Raw genomic sequence first — 15,517 nt, 5'->3', positions numbered from 1 at the left:
AAATGTAAGAGAACCTTTTATTTAATTTATAATTCATCATTTTCTAGAATTATTTTTTTCAACTCTAATCCGATTCTAGTGACTATAGTAGTTACTAGAGCATTTCCCATGAAGAAATACCGCATTCGATCGGATACTTGGGAGATTTTGCCATCATCTAGTTGTTTATATTTCGTCCAGTCATCAGGAAAATCTTGTAAACGTTCGGCTTCAATAGGGGTTAAGAACCTATATCTTCCGTTGATTTTTAGTAAATGCGTTGATCGGTTGGTTGTACCTTCAGAAGTCAACATAGTTCGTCCAGGTAAATCAAGACTGTCATACTCGCTCATTCCACCTTCTGAAAAAGTATATGTATGGCCAGACTCTGATTGTCGTTCGATTTTCTTGGGGCCTCTTAAATATTTAAACTTCATAATCTGCTCTTTAGAGAGATAATATTTTTCTGGAATAACGGATTCATCTTGTAGGATATCACCTAAGGTTAACTTTTTTTCAGATTCTATAGCCCTAGTTTCTGCACTATATACATAGCCATGGCGCATAATCCCGGAGTTCCACATTTTTCCTGCTTGATAGTTATCAGATACTTGTTTTATATCTCTATCAAGCTGAACGAATTTTTTTTGGTTTTTTACGATATCGTTCTCTACAGGGAATTGTCTGGCAAATAAGCCTTCTTTAAAAATATAATTCTTATACGTAGAAAATTCTTTTTCATCGAACAAACTTAACTGAGTATTTTTTTCATAAGATTGTTCAATCCTATTTGCCCATGGAGTGGTATTATGGTAAATAAAAAAGAATACGCGACGTCTACGTTGTGCACGGCCATAATCAGCGGCATTGATGACTCTCCATTCGACAGAATACCCTAGCTGATTAAACGCAGCAAGCATGACTGCAAAATCGCGTCCTCTTTGTTTTGACGGTGCTTTAAGCAATCGATCAACGTTTTCTAGAATCAGATATTTGGGTTTAATAATCTCGGTAGCACGAATTATTTCCCAAAATAAAACACCTTTTTTTCCCTCAATACCCAGTTCATTTTTTTTACTACGTGCCACAGAATAATCCTGGCAAGGAAATCCACCGACAATCATTGAGACGCCTGCGTTTTTCATTTCTAAAAACTTATCATCAGGAATTTGGGCTACGTCACTTGGTAAGTGCTCCATATCAGGGAAACGATAAACACCCACCTCATAGGCATCTTGAGATTTTCGAGAAGGCTCAAATTGATTTGAATAACTTGTTTTATAGAAATCGGGGTCAGCGTTATTTAGACCTAGGATAAATCCACCAACCCCGTCAAACATCGAAAATATTTTCATGTATTGACTCCTTATACATTAAGAACATATATTCTCTGCTGAATATTATACTATAAATAAACTAAAAGATCAAGGTTCTTATTATTCAAGAATAAATTAGTGAAGAGTGAGGCGTATAATGGAAAAATCAAAAAGTAATTATGATTCAACGAGCCCGGAATCCATATATGATTATGCCAAGAGCTTAAAAGGTAAAAAATTTACGGATGTTATTCAAGAGAATACTGATGATGTGGCATATGCTTTAAATCGAATGGAATACTTTAATAATGTTAGAGCAAAAGGTGGCTTAGGAAACCTAATAGAAGAATTTTATTTTGGTATTGAGCCAAATAGTAGTCCCTTACCAGACTTTCAAGATGCTGGGGTAGAATTGAAGGTAACACCGTATAAGCGTAATAAAAATGGAAGTTATAGTGCAAAAGAGCGGCTAGTGATAGGGATGATTCCTTATAATAAGCCCGTGCCTTTAAATTTTGAAGCCTCTCATGTTGCAGAAAAGCTAGCACTTGTTTTATTTATTTTTTATGAATATCAGTCTAATCAACAACGAGTTGACTATAAAATAAACTACATATATTTATTTAGCTTATTTAGCGAAGCTTTTTCTAAGGATTTAGAGATAATTAAAGACGACTATGAAATTATTATTAATAAAATTAAGCAAGGTAAGGCTCATGAGTTATCTGAAGGCGATACAATGTATCTTGGTGCCTGTACCAAAGGGATGACTGCAGAAAAGAGTCTACAGCCTCAGTATTACAATCCAAGTGTAGAGGCTAAACGTCGAGCTTTTTCTCTCAAACAAGGCTATATGACACTGTTTTTGAATAAGTACGTTATCGGAGATATTGAAACTTATCAAGCCATAGTTGAGAATGTTCAATCTCAACAGGAATTTGAAAATATTGTATTAGGACGCATACAAAAATATAAGGGCTTTACGGAACAAGAACTTATTAATGAATTTAACATATCCAACTCAAAAGCTAAAAATAACTTTAGCATCATTGCAATGCGAATGCTGGGAATCACCTCAAGTCAAGCCGAGGAATTTGTTAAATCAAATACGGTTGTAAAAACCATTCGCGTTGAAGCAAATAATAAAATTAAAGAAAGCATGTCTTTCTTTAATATTGAATTTAAAAAATTCGCTGCAGTAGATTGGGAGGATTCCAAAACCTACGAATACTTTTCCAGTCACAAATTCTTGTTTATTATTTTCAAAAAAAATCAGGATGAATATGTATTGGAAAGGGCCATGTTTTGGCATATGCCTGTATCAGATTTAGAGGGGGACTTAAAAAAGGAATGGCTAGCTAACCAGAAGGAAGTTATTGAAGGTGTTAAGTTTAAGATATCGGGAAATACGATTCGTAATAGTTTGCCAAAGGCAAAGGATACACGTATTTTTCACTTAAGACCGCGGGCTGCAAAATCGGCCTATTTAATCCGGAATTTATCATTTGCCAAGGGTAATATTGAAAAAGATGGGGATGAGTTACCCAATGGGGATTATATGACGAGACAAACTTCCTGGTTAAATAAAGGGTATATTGAAAAAATAATCAACGTATAATTTTTTAGCCGCAGCTGCGGCCTTTTTTTGTGCCCGGGGGCGTGCTACAATGGGGGCATTAGGAGGCGCTATGAAAAGAAGGAATATACCGGTAGTAACGGGGTTAAGTCTGGGCGTTATGCTCAACCCCTTGAATAGCTCGATGATTGCCCTGGCCCTGTACAGTATCCAGCAGGATTTTGCCCTGCCTCTGGCGACGGTGACCTGGCTGGTCACTGCCTTTTACCTGGCCAGCATGGTTGGCCAGCCCCTGATGGGCCGGCTGGGGGATATGGCCGGCCATAAGCGGCTCTTTCTTTTTGGGCTGAGCCTGGCCCTGCTGGCGGCCCTGGGTGGGGCCTGGGCACCGACCTTTGTCTTTCTCCTGGTCATGCGGATTATCCAGAGCCTGGGGACCAGCCCCCTCTTTCCCTGTGCCAATGCAACGGTCAACCGGGTCTATGAGCAAGAGAAGGGGGAGATGGTCGCCCTCATGGCTACGGTAAATGCGGCCATGGCGGCGCTGGGCCCCTCAATTGGCGGCCTGGCCATTGCCTGGTGGAGCTGGCAGGGGATTTTCCTGGTGAATATTCCGGTGATTCTCCTGGCGCTTTTTCTTTGCTGGCGGTTTTATCCGGCCGATGAAACGGCTCTCCGGCTCGACCGGCGGCTCCTGAAAGAGGTGGACTTGCCTGGGGTCTTTTTCTTCACCATGACGGTGCTCTGCCTGGTGGGCTTTATCCTCACCTTAAAGGATGGAGGCCAATGGTGGATTTTACTGACAGGGCTTGCAGCTCTGGTCTTTTTTTGGCGTCGGGAGCGGCGGACGGCCAAGCCCTTTATTGACCTGGGCCTCTTTCGCCGCTACCCCATGATTGGCCTGAGCCTGGTAATGAACCTCCTGGTCAATGTCTACTACTATATTATTTTCTTCGGCTTGCCCTTGTATCTTCAGACGGTTATGGGCTTTTCTGCGGGGAAGAGTGGGCTCATCATGCTTTCCTGTGCCGGGGTATCCATGCTAGTAGGGCCGCCGGTTGGCCGGTATGCGGACCGGGTGGGCTATGAAAGGGCCCTGGCCTTTGGGGTCCTGGTCCTGGCCCTGACCGGGGTCTTGTTCAAGGTCTTTTTCCTGGGCCATGGCCTGGGGGTGATCATCGCCCTCATGGCCTTTTCCGGCCTGGCCTATGGGGCCTTAAATGTTACCGTCCAGCTGGCACTCATGCGGCATACGCCGGGGGACTATACGGGGATGGCCATAGGCCTCTTGCAGTCATCCCGTTACTTAGGAGCCATTGGCTCCAGTGTGGCCCTGGCAGTCATGGTCCATGGGGATATGACCCGGGGCATGTTTGCGGGCCTGCTGGATATGATGATGGTTGCCGGCCTGCTCTTGCTGGCCCTATGGGCCCTGGCCAGGCGGCGGCATGCGGTCTAACCCTTATTCAGGGAAAGCAGTGGAAGGATAGAGATATTAGGAGGGGAAGGAATGGAGACACGGGTAGCTATTGTCAGTATCATAGTCCATGACAAGGCCCAGGTGGAGCTTTTAAACAGGCTCCTGCACCGCTACAGTGACTGGATCATCGGGCGGATGGGCCTGCCCTACCGGGCCAAGGACATCAATATTATCGCCATCGCCATGGATGCTCCCCAGGCTGAGATCAGCGCCTTGTCCGGTAAGATTGGTGCCCTGGAGGGAATCAAGGCCAAGGTTTGTTATGCAGATAAGGGGCAGGTCTGTCATGGGGCCTAGGGAAGCGGCCTGCCTGGAAAGGTTGGTCCGAGCAGGGCGCCTATCGGCGGAGGACTGGGCTGTCCTGCTGGCGGCCCGGACCCAGCCGGCTTTTTTGGAGGCCCTGGCCCCCCTGGCCCAGGCAAGGGCCCAGGCCACCTACGGCAAGACCGTTTACATCCGGGGCCTCATTGAACTGACCAATATCTGCCAGAACAATTGCTACTACTGCGGTATCCGCCGGGACAACCGGGAGGTCAGCCGCTACCGGCTCAGCGAGGATCAGGTGCTGGAGGCCTGTGAGGCTGGCTACCAGGCCGGCTTTCGGACCTTTGTCCTCCAGGGGGGTGAAGACCCCTACTGGACGGATAACCGCTTGGTGCCATTCATTCAGGCTATTAGGCACCGCTTTCCCGATTGTGTCCTGACCCTATCCCTGGGGGAAAGGTCCCGGGAAAGCTATGCCAGGCTTTACGCAGCCGGGGCCCGGCGCTACCTGCTCCGGCATGAAACCGCTGACCCGGCCCACTATAGCCGGCTCCACCCGGACGAGATGTCCCTGGCCCGGCGGCTGGAGGCCCTAGCGGACCTCCAGGCCCTGGGCTTCCAGGCCGGCTGCGGGATGATGGTCGGGTCGCCCGGCCAGGGGACCAGCCAGTTGGTCCAGGACTTTTTATTTATCCAGGACTTCCAGCCCCAAATGGTGGGTCTGGGGCCCTTTATCCCCCACCATGCCACCCCCTTTGCCGACCAGCCGGCTGGCGGGGTTACCGAAACCCTGGTTATCCTGGCCCTGGTCCGCCTGCTCCTGCCCAAGGTGCTCCTACCGGCCACGACGGCCCTGGCCACCTTGGACCCCCGGGGCCACCTGGCCGGTATCGCTGCGGGCTGTAACGTGATCATGCCCAACCTATCGCCGCCCTCGGTCCGGAAGGACTACAGCCTCTACGACGGCAAGCGGTCCTCTGGCACAGAGGCGGCGGAAAATGTCCAGGCCCTGGCCGCTGAATTGGCGACGGTCGGTTACCGGATTGCCGTTCAGGCCGGGAACCACCCTGATTTTTAGCAAGGAATCTTATTCAGGGGTGAGGCCTATTTTATGACGACCAAGACAAATGGATATACAAGCAAGCATACAGAGGATCTGATGAGAAAGCCAAGGCTGACTCAAAAGAGAGGAGTAATTCAAATGACAAAACAAGTGGTGTACGATGTCGCCTCTAAAGAGGCGGAAGCCTTCATCAACCACGCGGAAATTCTGGACTGCCTGGCCTGGGCCGATGCCCATCGGGACGACGAAGCCCTTATCGATGCAACCCTGGAGAAGGCCCGTCTGCGGAAGGGGCTCAACCACCGGGAGGCCCTCCTCTTGCTGGACTGCAACATTCCGGAAAAGGTAGAGGCCATCATGGCCCTGGCCAAGGAAATCAAGCGGGACTTCTATGGGGACCGGATTGTTATGATGGCGCCCCTTTACCTATCCAATTACTGCGTCAACGGCTGCCTTTACTGCCCCTACCATGCACCGAACAAGACCATCCACCGGAAAAAACTGACCCAGGAAGAGGTGGCCAAAGAGGTCATCGCCCTCCAGGATATGGGCCACAAACGTCTGGCCATTGAAGCCGGTGAGGACCCGGTAAACAACCCCCTGGACTATATCATCGACTGCATTCATACCATTTATAATACCAAGCATAAGAATGGGGCCATCCGCCGGGTCAATGTCAATATTGCCGCCCTGTCCGTTGAGGACTTCAAGCGGCTCAAGGCCGCTGACATCGGCACCTATGTCCTCTTCCAGGAAACCTACCATAAAGAGAACTACGAAGCCCTCCACCCGACCGGGCCCAAGCACAACTACAAGTGGCATACCGAGGCCCATGACCGGGCCATGGAGGCCGGCATTGATGACGTGGGCCTGGGCGTCCTGTATGGCCTGGAAAGCTACCGCTATGAATTTGTCGGCCAGCTCATGCACGCTGAACATCTGGAGGCGGTCTTTGGCGTAGGCCCCCATACCATCTCGGTCCCCCGGGTCCGGCCGGCCGATGACATCGACCCCACCAGCTTTGACAACAGCCTGACCGATGACCGCTTTGTCCAGTTGGTGGCGGCCCTGCGGATTGCTGTACCCTATACGGGGATGATCATGAGTACCCGGGAAAGCCAGGACATCCGCCGTCGCTGCCTGGAAGTGGGGATCAGCCAGATCAGCGGCGGGTCCCGGACCAGCGTTGGCGGTTATGCGGAAGAAGAAAAGCCGGAAGACAACAGCGCCCAGTTTGACGTCAATGACACCCGGACCCTGGATGAGGTGGTCCACTGGCTCATGGACTTGGGCTATGTGCCCTCCTTCTGTACGGCCTGCTACCGGGCCGGCCGGACCGGTGATCGCTTTATGGCCCTGTGCAAGAGCGGGCAGATCCAAAACTGCTGCCTGCCCAATGCCCTCATGACCCTGAGAGAATACCTGGATGACTACGCCTCCGAGGCCACTAAGGCCGTCGGTGAGCGGGTCATTGACGACCAGTTACAACACATTGATAACGAAGAAGTCCGCCGGATAACAGCGGACCACATCCATGATATTGACGCCGGCAAAAGGGACTTCCGTTTCTGATGGCCGGGCTCATGGATACCCCCCGCGGCGACCGGCCCACCATTGGCCTGGTCGGCCGGCGGAATGCCGGTAAAACCAGCCTCTTTAATGCCCTCCTGGGCCAGGCCGCCGGCATCGTCAGCGACCAACCCGGCACTACCACCGACGCCCACCGGGTCAATACCGAATGGCCGGGCGTCGGCCCGGTGACCCTCATTGATACCGCCGGCTTTGACGATACCGGTGACCTGGGTGCCCTCCGGGTGGCTAAGACCGAGGCCCTGGCCAAGGGCCTGTCCCTGGCCATCCTGGTTTTTGCCACTGGCGATACAGAAGAACTGGCCCGCTGGCAGGCTCTCCGGGCGCAAGGCCCGGCCCTGCCTGTCCTCTCCCAGGGGGATAAGCCCGGCCGGGCCACCCTGGCAGCGGCCTTGTCGGAACAAATAGGGGAAGCGGTCATCCTGGTCAGCGGCCAGACCGGCCAAGGACTGGACCAGTTGCGCCAGGCCGTCCGGGCCCTCCTGCCGACCGAAGAGGCCATCTATATTACCGGTGACCTGGTCCGAGCCGGCGATCGGGTGGTCCTGGTCATGCCCCAGGACCAGGCCGCGCCCAAGGGCCGGCTCATCCTGCCCCAGGTCCAGACCATTCGCGAACTCTTGGACCGGGCCGCCCTGCCCATCTGCAGCACGCCCGAAACCCTGCCGGCCGCCCTGGCGGCCCTCCAGGCCCCGCCGGACCTGATGATTACTGATAGCCAGGCCTTTGCCCAGGTGGCGGCTCTCTGCCCGGCGGAGACCGTCCTGACCTCCTTTAGCGTCCTCTTTGCCAGCTATAAGGGCCGGGCGGACGTCTTTGCCCAAGGGGCCCAGCGGCTCCTGGCCCAGCCGGCCCCGGCCCGGATCCTCATTGCAGAGGCCTGCAGCCATACCCCGACCTCCGAAGATATTGGCCGGGTCAAGCTGCCCCGGCTCCTGCGGAAAAAATTAGGGGAGGGGGTCCACCTGGATATTGTCGGCGGGGACGACTTCCCCAGCGACCTCAGCCCCTATGACCTGGTTATCCACTGTGGGGCCTGTATGTTCACCCGGTCCTATGTCCTGGCCCGGATTGCCGCCTGCCAGGCGGCCGGGGTCCCCATCACCAATTACGGCATGGCCATTGCCGGCCTGACCGGCATCCTCTCCCAGGTTACCCTGCCGGATGGGAGCCGGCTGGAAGCGCCTATTGACAAGCCTTAACCAGTCCAATATACTAAAACTATCCTAGATGTAGTCTCGGCTTACTTAAATTTTACCTTGAAAGAAGGCGACACCATGTATAAGAAAATCCTCGCAGCGGGCCTGACCCTGGCCTTTTGTGCCTCCGTTGGTCCGGCAGCGGCATTTGCAGCCCTCCCAGCTCCGGAAACCCCGGCCAAAAGCACCGATACCGCCCGCATTGAGCAGCCCAGCTTCTACCTGACCCTGCAAAAGGGGTCTGAAGCCAGCCAGGTCTCCGTTATCGCCCATGCCAAAACAGACGACCAGCTGCTTTTACGCCGGGCCAAGGCAGATGGCAAGTGGACCAATGTCGCTGAACCGGTCAAGGTCAAGGCCAATGATACCAAGGCCTGGCTCAACCTGCCCCGGCAGGACGTCGACGGCAGCTACTTTTCCTACCAGGTCGTAGCCCTGGCCACCGTTGGTGATAACTCTCCGGCCATCCGGGTGACCCTGGATGCCACCGGCAAGGACCGGATGTTGGCTGAAACCGCTCCGATAACAGCAGCTGCCCTTGTAGCGAAACCGGGACAAGACCCGGCCAAACCGGGTGAAGGCCAAGCTACCGATCCGGCAGCCAAGCCGGCTGACCCCGCTAAACCGGGAGAGGCCGCTAAGCCCACGGAAAAAGACCCCAAAGACCAAAAAGATAACAAAGATAATAAAGACAACAAGGATAACAAGGACCAAAAGACCAACAATACGACCAATAAGAGCAACACCGCTAAAAGCACCACCGGCAGGACCTCCAGTCCTTCATCCACTTCCAAGACCAGCTCCAGCAGCAGTAAGAGCGTGCCCAAGACCGGTCAGCTTGGCTTAGCGGTTCCTGTCGGCCTCCTCTTGGCCGGTAGCGGTCTGGCCCTCCTACGCCGCCGTGACTAAAGCCGCCTATACAAAAAACGCACCCGGCCGGGTGCGTTTTTTTCTTGGACAAGGTTCAGAAAAGGGTGTTTTTTGATTAGCCCCTATAAAAAAGGGTATATAGAAAAGGAAAGTAAAGCTCAAGACATTCGAGGAGGAAATACCATGTCCGTTCATTATGAAACCCAATTTACCAACGTTGGTGGCCGTGTCGGTGAGTCCGTCGCTATTGACAATACCTTTAAGCTGGAACAACCCAATGAAGACGGGAAGATGAACCCCGGGTCCACCAACCCGGAACAACTCTTTGCAGCTGCCCTGGCTTCCTGTTACAACGGCGCCTTCCTCTACCACATGGAAGAAGCCGGCAAGGAAAGCGAAGTGAAGTTCATCGTTACTGTTTACCTGGAAGATGACCCCAACTATGAAGGCACCATGCGGGTCCGCTGCGAATGCAAGGTAAATGCCCCTCAACTGACCAAAGAAGAAATCAAAGACTTCCTCGAAAAGGCGCAAACCACCAGCCCTTATACCAAGATGTTCAAGGGTGGCGCGATTTTAGAAAATGTGATTGAATAAGATCCACTAAAAAAGCTCAACATCCAGCACTAAGAAAAGCCGGACATAAGGTTCCGGCTTTTGGCTTGGTGTGAATCGTTGAGCTTTTTTTATTTGCTGGTGGGCTTACTTGGCCCGGTCGGCCGGCGTCGGGCGGGTTAAGATGAGGACCGCCGCAATGATAATGACAAAGCCCACAATATCCATAGGGGTGAACCGGGTCCCCATCCAAAAGTGGGAGAAAAGGGCTGCAGAGACCGGTTCTACACAGGCCAGAATGGAGGCCCGGACCGGCCCGATGAGGTTGACCCCGTATAAGAAGAGGCTGAAACTCATGACCGTCCCAATGAGGACCAGGCCGACCAGGCCAAAGACCATTCCCCCGTCCCAGCTAATGGCCTCGCCCCAGGGGCGGGTGAAGAGGAAGAAGACCAGGCCGCCGATGAACATCCCCCAGCCGGTGACTGTTAAGGACCCATGGCGGCCCAGGATTCCCCGTGGTAGAATAGTATAAAGGGCCAGGGCGAAGGCCGAGCTCAGCCCCCAGACCAGGCCAGCCATAGAGAGGACCAGGTTGGAGGGGTGGCCGTGGGTGGCCAGCAGGAAGACACCAAGGATCACACAGATGATGGAAATGGCCTCAAAGGGATAGGGCCAGCGCTTATAGGTTAGGCAGGACCAGCCCAGGATAAAAATAGGGGCTGAATACTGTAGGACCGTCGCTGTTCCGCTATTGGTCAGGCTGATGGCCACCAGGTAGGTGTACTGGACACTCATGAGGCCAAAGATGGCAAAGATAAGCAGCCGTTTTAAATCATAGCTGTCCTTTAAGATGGTCAGAGGGTGGGCGGCCTTGCCCCGGAAAAACTGGATCCAGCAAATGGAGAGTAAGATGCCGCCTGCGGTCAGCATCCGGAAGGCGGTCAGCCACTCACTGGAGACATCCCGCGTTTTAAAAAGGAATTCGCTGCAGGTGCCTGAAAAGCCCCAGCAGATGGCCGCAAAGAGGACCAGAAAGGTCCCTAAGCGACGGTTTTTTTCTTTAGTCATTGTCATCACCTAAAAACCATACTATCATATGAAGAACCGGTCATTCAAGGGGCTAGACCTGGTATTTGGCCCGGCCCGGCGTGTTTTTTTCGGCCGGGTTACTGGAGCTGCCGGCAGTTCAAGGAGGCGTATATGAAGGGTTTTGCACTTAGGTCCAGGGCTCAACGGTTTGAGCCGGCCAGTCGCTACTTATTATGTATTTTTGGGGCGGTTTTATATGGGATTGGCCTGAATATTTTTGTCGGTCCCATCCACCTCTACATGGGTGGGGTCACCGGTATTGCCCAGATTGGAAATACCCTGTCATCCCAGCTCTTGGGGATCCAGATGAATATGACCGGTTACGTGGTCTTCATCATCAATATCCCCCTTTTGTTCATGGCTTATAAGTATATGAACCGGATTTTCTTTGTTAAGACCATCATTACCATTATTGCGGAAATGGCCGCCTTTTCCTGGATTCCCATTCCGGCAGCCCCCCTCTTGGATGACCCCTTGACCCTGTCCGTTATCGGGGGGATTATTAGCGGCTTCGGTTGTGGCCTGATCCTCCGCTACGGAGGGTCTTCCGGCGGGGTGGATATTCTAGGCGTTTACGCAGCCATGAAGAACCCCAACATCAGCGTCGGGACCCTGTCCCTTATCTTGAGCGCCCTGGTCTTTGTCTACTGTGCCTTTGTTTACCCCTTTGAAACGGTGGCCTACTCGGTTATCTACACCCTGATTACCACCTTTGTTTATGAAAAGGTTTACCTGCAAAACATCAAGGTGAGTGTCCTGGTCATTACCAAGCAGCCGGAGCACTGGGTCTATATCAACAATGTCCTGCAAAGAGGGGCAACCTTCTGGCGGGGGATTGGGGCCTACTCCGGTACCGATACCTATATTATTTTCTCGGTGGTCAGCAAGTATGAAATGCCAATCCTGCGGCGCTACCTCCGGGAAAAGGACCCCAATTCCTTTATGGTGGCCTGGGACCAGGTCACCGTCAATGGGCACTTCCAAAGTCACTTATTTTCCTAGGAGGCGGCGAAGCGATTGGACGAACAAACCTGGCTTTTAGATGACTTTAATGTGGACTATACCGGCCACCTGTCCCTGGCAGGCATTTTACGCTTTTTTGCCAAGACGGCGGCCCAGGCCCCGGACCAGCAGGCCGCCCAAGACATCTTGGACCGGCTGGCCCTCCCCTGGACCTGGATGATGACCGACTTATCCCTGGCAATGACTCGGCTACCGGCCCTGGCCAGCCCCCTTACCGGAGCCACCCACTGCCTGGGCAATGACCAGCTCCATATTTATAGGGACTACAGCTTGAGGGATGGCCGGGGCCCCTGCGTCACTGGCCGGATTGCCTGGCTCCTGGTAGAGGCCCGGAGCCGGCGGCCGGTCCGGACCAGGGACTACCCGGCTGATTTAAGGGCCATCCTCCCCGCCTTGGCCGGTCCTCGGCCGGCCATGCGGGTCCGCTTTCGCCTGACCGATGCCTTTGCTCCGGCTGGCGATTTCACGGCGGACTTCTCCCACCTGGATATGAACCGGCATGTCAACCATATTTGCTATATCAACTGGGTTCAGGATGCCCTCTGGCGGGCCTTTCCCCGGCCGGGCGAGATGACCGGCTTTCAGATCAGCTGGCTCAAGGAAGTCCGCCTCCATGAAAAGCTCCACTTTTATGTCCGCCGGGATGGCAGCAGCTATGAGGTCCTGGGGCAAAAGGTCGATGGCGACCCCTGCATCCGGTCCCTTATCCAGACCCGGCCAGCCCTTGCTTAGGACTTGTCAGCTGGTCCGGGCGCTGTTATAATACAGGAACAAGAGGAGGAGATTATATGGAAACAGCTGTTAAAAGAGAGGACGCCATCGCCCTACTCAAAGAATACAACCCGGACCCCTTTCATATGGTCCACGCCCTAACGGTGGAAGGGATCATGGACTATATGGCCGAGGCCCTCGGCTACGGAGAGGACAAGGACTTTTGGGCCATGGCCGGCCTGCTCCATGATGTCGACTTCGGGACTTACCCGGAAGAACACCTCCAGCATGCCCCGCGGCTTTTGGCCTCTATCGGTGCCGAAGCACCCCTGGTCCATGCGGTCATGTCACATGGCTATGGGATTTGCTCAGAGGTGGCCCCTGAACATGAAATGGAGAAGGTCCTCTTTGCCATGGACGAGTTAAGCGGGATCATCTGGGCCGGCTTGCTCCTGCGGCCCTCCGGGACCCTCCAGGACATGGAGGTTAAAAGCGTTAAGAAAAAATTTAAGGATAAACACTTTGCCGCCGGTTGCAACCGCGACATCATCCGCCGGGGTGCCGACCAGCTGGGCTGGGACTTGGCCGACCTCCAGGCCCGGACCCTGGAAGCTATGAAGGCCGATGAAGACCGGCTGCGGGCCGAAGTGGCCCGGTGGGCCCCGGGCTACCGGCTGCCGGAAATCAAAGAAGGCTAAAAAAAACTGGCTACTATCGCAAGATAGCAGCCAGTTTTTTGCTTGTTCAGCTAAAAGTTGCCTAAGCCCCTTCTTCCAGGGCCGGCAGGAAGGCCATCGCCAGGACGGCCAAGGCCATGCAGGCTCCGGCCGCTAAGAAGGCCGGTCCCGGCGCATTGCCCGTTAGGGGGAGGATGATATGTCCCGGAATAAGGACCGCCCCCAGGAGCTGGAGGCTGGCAATGAGTCCCCCGGCCGTACCGGCAAACTGCATGCCAACCCCTTTGAGACTGAGGGGGATGGCTAGTAAGAGAGGGAAAATCCCACTGGTGGTAAAGCCGCAGAGGAAGAGTCCCGCGGCCAGCAAGATCCCGGCCGGCAGCTGCCAGGCAAAGGCCAGGGCCAGGGCCCCTAGGGCCACAATCAACACAATGGCCCGGCGCAAGCCGCCCAACCAGCCGGCAATATAGGGGGTGGAAAAGCTCCCAACAATGGCCCCGACGCTGATCATAGCGCTATAAAAGCCGGCTGTCGCCGGTGAAAAGCCCTTGGTTGCCAGGGCGGTGGGCATGGTGGCATTAATTAAGAGGGCCGCCCCCATGATAAAGCAGAGGGCCAGGCCGGTGACCCAGACCCCCCGGTGGCGGATAACCGCCTGGAGGCTCCTTTTCAGAGAGAGCCCGTCCGGCTCTTCCACCACCGCCGTCGGTGCAATGAGGAGCCACCAGGCCGGAACGGCGATAACTGCTAAAATACCGGCAATCCAATAGGCTGTCCGGATAGAGGGCAGGAGGGCGGTGGTCGCCATGCCCACCGTCATCCCTAGGCAGCCCAGGGCCATGGCTAAGCCCATCATCCGGTGGGCCCGGCTCGGCGAAAAATGAGCCCCGAAAATCTTGGCTGCATTGGCATTGATAAAGGCCGGCCCAAAGCCGGAAAAGAGCATGGCCCAGAAAAAGATGCTGTAAGTATCCCCTGCCATCCTGGCCACTGTCCCGATGGCCATGAGGGTGACGGCCATCCCCAAAATGAGCCGGACCCCAAACCGGTCCACCAGGAGCCCGCTGACCAGACTAAAGACAACTGCCGGAATCATCGGCGCCGTAAAAGCCGCCGTAAAGGCCTGGGTGTCAATATCTAAGAGGGCCATGATATCATTGGCAATGGGGGATAGCTGGTACTGGGTGTAATTGGCTGTAAATAAAATAAAAGATATCAGTGTAACCACTAAAAAACGTTGTGAACTCGCTTTCATGAAAGGCCTCCTCATCTAAAAAACACATGGCTTTCAGTATACCATATGCCTTCCTGATTTGGGCATACATTTTCACTTAGCCTAGCCATAGACCTAGACTAACTATTGCGAAAATTATCGGGGGGTATAATAGATATATACATTCTATCAATCCCTGAATCGAGAGGCCCGGGATTGATAGAGATCATGGTCTTGATAATGAAGGAGGAAAAAAACATGCTTAGGAAAAAAGCAATTGCCGGATTGACCCTTGCTGCCCTTCTGCTGACGGCTCTGCCCCTGGGCCCGGTCCAGGCTTCTGGGATTATCCCCTCACCCCATAGTGTTTATGTGAACGGGTTGCCGGTGACCCTTAATCATTCTATTTTGTACCAGGGTCACACCTATGTGCAACTGAGAGACCTGGCTTCAGTGACCAATATGGAGGTCCTCTTTTACGATGTGGACAAGTATCCCTCTATGATTATACCTGGGGGAAATTATCCAACCGGGATTAATATCAACCAGCCGACCTTTGTCTATGTACGGGAAAAAACCCGGGATGCGGACAATGAAGTCAGCGCCGAACCCTTCTTTAAGGGGGTAGACATCACAGGTATTTATTATCGCTACCGGCGTGGTACCCACCGCTATGGGTTTGGCCCGGATGACCAGAAGGAACATAGGGTTCTTTCCGTTCCCGATGGCCAGGGACAGAAGGATATTCCCATACAAGTGATTTACAGTGAAGGCAAGGTGTATGTGACCGTAGATGAATTTCGGGCAAAGATCCAGCCCTACCTGATAGATATCTGCATGCAGTAAAGGGCCCCGGCTATAAGGGCCGGCAGACAGCTATAAAAAGAAAAGAGGCACGCAATGGCAGAA

15 protein-coding genes are annotated in these 15,517 nt (G+C 53.3%); 12 read left to right on the top strand and 3 right to left on the bottom strand.

The genetic code is table 11. From position 1 onward, the window contains the following. Positions 1 to 26: 26 nt before the first annotated feature. Entirely contained in the window at positions 27 to 1,334 is a 1,308-nt protein-coding gene (dcm, locus tag ACKQTC_RS08970; protein WP_408978102.1) for a DNA (cytosine-5-)-methyltransferase, read from the bottom strand. Between the two features lie 118 nt (positions 1,335 to 1,452). Here dcm and ACKQTC_RS08965 point away from each other — a divergent pair, with 118 nt between their 5' ends. The 8 genes from ACKQTC_RS08965 (at position 1,453) to ACKQTC_RS08930 (ending at position 9,934) form a co-directional block, all read left to right on the top strand. Then, the gene (locus ACKQTC_RS08965; protein ID WP_408978101.1) at positions 1,453 to 2,913 is read left to right on the top strand and encodes a Sau3AI family type II restriction endonuclease; all 1,461 of its coding nucleotides are present in this window, start codon (positions 1,453 to 1,455) and stop codon (positions 2,911 to 2,913) included. A 70-nt stretch (positions 2,914 to 2,983) separates the two neighbouring features. Beyond that, positions 2,984 to 4,330, top strand: coding sequence for an MFS transporter (locus tag ACKQTC_RS08960; RefSeq protein WP_408978100.1), 1,347 nt, complete (start codon positions 2,984 to 2,986; stop codon positions 4,328 to 4,330). Between the two features lie 51 nt (positions 4,331 to 4,381). After that, positions 4,382 to 4,648: a TM1266 family iron-only hydrogenase system putative regulator gene (locus ACKQTC_RS08955; RefSeq protein ID WP_408978099.1), complete on the top strand. Its 267-nt coding sequence runs from the start codon at positions 4,382 to 4,384 to the stop codon at positions 4,646 to 4,648. After that, complete coding sequence (hydE, locus tag ACKQTC_RS08950) at positions 4,638 to 5,693, top strand: [FeFe] hydrogenase H-cluster radical SAM maturase HydE (RefSeq protein WP_408978098.1); 1,056 nt, start codon at positions 4,638 to 4,640, stop codon at positions 5,691 to 5,693. The genes ACKQTC_RS08955 and hydE overlap by 11 nt, the downstream gene beginning before the upstream one ends. A 138-nt stretch (positions 5,694 to 5,831) precedes the next feature. Further along, on the top strand, positions 5,832 to 7,250 hold the full coding sequence (hydG, locus tag ACKQTC_RS08945) for a [FeFe] hydrogenase H-cluster radical SAM maturase HydG (protein ID WP_408978103.1): 1,419 nt from the start codon (positions 5,832 to 5,834) through the stop codon (positions 7,248 to 7,250). An 11-nt stretch (positions 7,251 to 7,261) separates the two neighbouring features. After that, positions 7,262 to 8,470 carry a [FeFe] hydrogenase H-cluster maturation GTPase HydF gene (gene hydF, locus ACKQTC_RS08940; protein WP_408978097.1) on the top strand — a complete coding sequence of 403 codons (1,209 nt, stop codon included), beginning with the start codon at positions 7,262 to 7,264 and terminating at the stop codon, positions 8,468 to 8,470. A 75-nt stretch (positions 8,471 to 8,545) separates the two neighbouring features. After that, the gene (locus tag ACKQTC_RS08935) at positions 8,546 to 9,376 is read left to right on the top strand and encodes a hypothetical protein (protein WP_408978096.1); all 831 of its coding nucleotides are present in this window, start codon (positions 8,546 to 8,548) and stop codon (positions 9,374 to 9,376) included. 144 nt (positions 9,377 to 9,520) lie between these two features. Next, entirely contained in the window at positions 9,521 to 9,934 is a 414-nt protein-coding gene (locus tag ACKQTC_RS08930; protein ID WP_408978095.1) for an OsmC family protein, read from the top strand. 105 nt (positions 9,935 to 10,039) lie between these two features. Here ACKQTC_RS08930 and ACKQTC_RS08925 read toward each other — a convergent pair whose 3' ends face one another. After that, positions 10,040 to 10,963, bottom strand: a complete 924-nt coding sequence (locus ACKQTC_RS08925; protein WP_408978094.1) for a DMT family transporter — start codon at positions 10,961 to 10,963, stop codon at positions 10,040 to 10,042. A 132-nt stretch (positions 10,964 to 11,095) separates the two neighbouring features. On the opposite strand from ACKQTC_RS08925, the gene ACKQTC_RS08920 reads away from it, so the two are divergent. The 3 genes from ACKQTC_RS08920 to ACKQTC_RS08910 are packed head-to-tail and all read left to right on the top strand — an operon-like array spanning position 11,096 to position 13,416. Beyond that, positions 11,096 to 11,986 (top strand): YitT family protein, encoded by an 891-nt coding sequence (locus tag ACKQTC_RS08920; protein ID WP_408978093.1) that lies wholly within the window; start codon positions 11,096 to 11,098, stop codon positions 11,984 to 11,986. A 15-nt stretch (positions 11,987 to 12,001) separates the two neighbouring features. After that, positions 12,002 to 12,739 (top strand): acyl-ACP thioesterase domain-containing protein, encoded by a 738-nt coding sequence (locus ACKQTC_RS08915; RefSeq protein WP_408978092.1) that lies wholly within the window; start codon positions 12,002 to 12,004, stop codon positions 12,737 to 12,739. A 56-nt stretch (positions 12,740 to 12,795) separates the two neighbouring features. Then, complete coding sequence (locus ACKQTC_RS08910; RefSeq protein ID WP_408978091.1) at positions 12,796 to 13,416, top strand: HD domain-containing protein; 621 nt, start codon at positions 12,796 to 12,798, stop codon at positions 13,414 to 13,416. 61 nt (positions 13,417 to 13,477) lie between these two features. On the opposite strand, the gene ACKQTC_RS08905 is transcribed toward ACKQTC_RS08910, so the two are convergent. After that, positions 13,478 to 14,650, bottom strand: a complete 1,173-nt coding sequence (locus ACKQTC_RS08905) for an MFS transporter (protein WP_408978090.1) — start codon at positions 14,648 to 14,650, stop codon at positions 13,478 to 13,480. A 216-nt stretch (positions 14,651 to 14,866) separates the two neighbouring features. Here ACKQTC_RS08905 and ACKQTC_RS08900 point away from each other — a divergent pair, with 216 nt between their 5' ends. Continuing rightward, the gene (locus ACKQTC_RS08900; RefSeq protein WP_408978089.1) at positions 14,867 to 15,454 is read left to right on the top strand and encodes a hypothetical protein; all 588 of its coding nucleotides are present in this window, start codon (positions 14,867 to 14,869) and stop codon (positions 15,452 to 15,454) included. The last annotated feature ends 63 nt before the right edge of the window (positions 15,455 to 15,517 follow it).

This window comes from Peptococcus simiae (genome assembly GCF_046097595.1).
GTDB classification, from domain to species: domain Bacteria; phylum Bacillota; class Peptococcia; order Peptococcales; family Peptococcaceae; genus Peptococcus; species Peptococcus simiae.
This window is presented reverse-complemented; position numbering and strand designations above follow the sequence as displayed.

Coding starts and splice junctions, on each gene's coding strand:
- dcm (WP_408978102.1), bottom strand. CDS start 1,334: ATGAAAATATTTTCGATGTTTGACGGGGTTGGTGGATTTATCCTAGGT.
- ACKQTC_RS08965 (WP_408978101.1), top strand. CDS start 1,453: ATGGAAAAATCAAAAAGTAATTATGATTCAACGAGCCCGGAATCCATA.
- ACKQTC_RS08960 (WP_408978100.1), top strand. CDS start 2,984: ATGAAAAGAAGGAATATACCGGTAGTAACGGGGTTAAGTCTGGGCGTT.
- ACKQTC_RS08955 (WP_408978099.1), top strand. CDS start 4,382: ATGGAGACACGGGTAGCTATTGTCAGTATCATAGTCCATGACAAGGCC.
- hydE (WP_408978098.1), top strand. CDS start 4,638: ATGGGGCCTAGGGAAGCGGCCTGCCTGGAAAGGTTGGTCCGAGCAGGG.
- hydF (WP_408978097.1), top strand. CDS start 7,262: ATGGATACCCCCCGCGGCGACCGGCCCACCATTGGCCTGGTCGGCCGG.
- ACKQTC_RS08935 (WP_408978096.1), top strand. CDS start 8,546: ATGTATAAGAAAATCCTCGCAGCGGGCCTGACCCTGGCCTTTTGTGCC.
- ACKQTC_RS08930 (WP_408978095.1), top strand. CDS start 9,521: ATGTCCGTTCATTATGAAACCCAATTTACCAACGTTGGTGGCCGTGTC.
- ACKQTC_RS08925 (WP_408978094.1), bottom strand. CDS start 10,963: ATGACTAAAGAAAAAAACCGTCGCTTAGGGACCTTTCTGGTCCTCTTT.
- ACKQTC_RS08920 (WP_408978093.1), top strand. CDS start 11,096: ATGAAGGGTTTTGCACTTAGGTCCAGGGCTCAACGGTTTGAGCCGGCC.
- ACKQTC_RS08910 (WP_408978091.1), top strand. CDS start 12,796: ATGGAAACAGCTGTTAAAAGAGAGGACGCCATCGCCCTACTCAAAGAA.
- ACKQTC_RS08905 (WP_408978090.1), bottom strand. CDS start 14,650: ATGAAAGCGAGTTCACAACGTTTTTTAGTGGTTACACTGATATCTTTT.
- ACKQTC_RS08900 (WP_408978089.1), top strand. CDS start 14,867: ATGCTTAGGAAAAAAGCAATTGCCGGATTGACCCTTGCTGCCCTTCTG.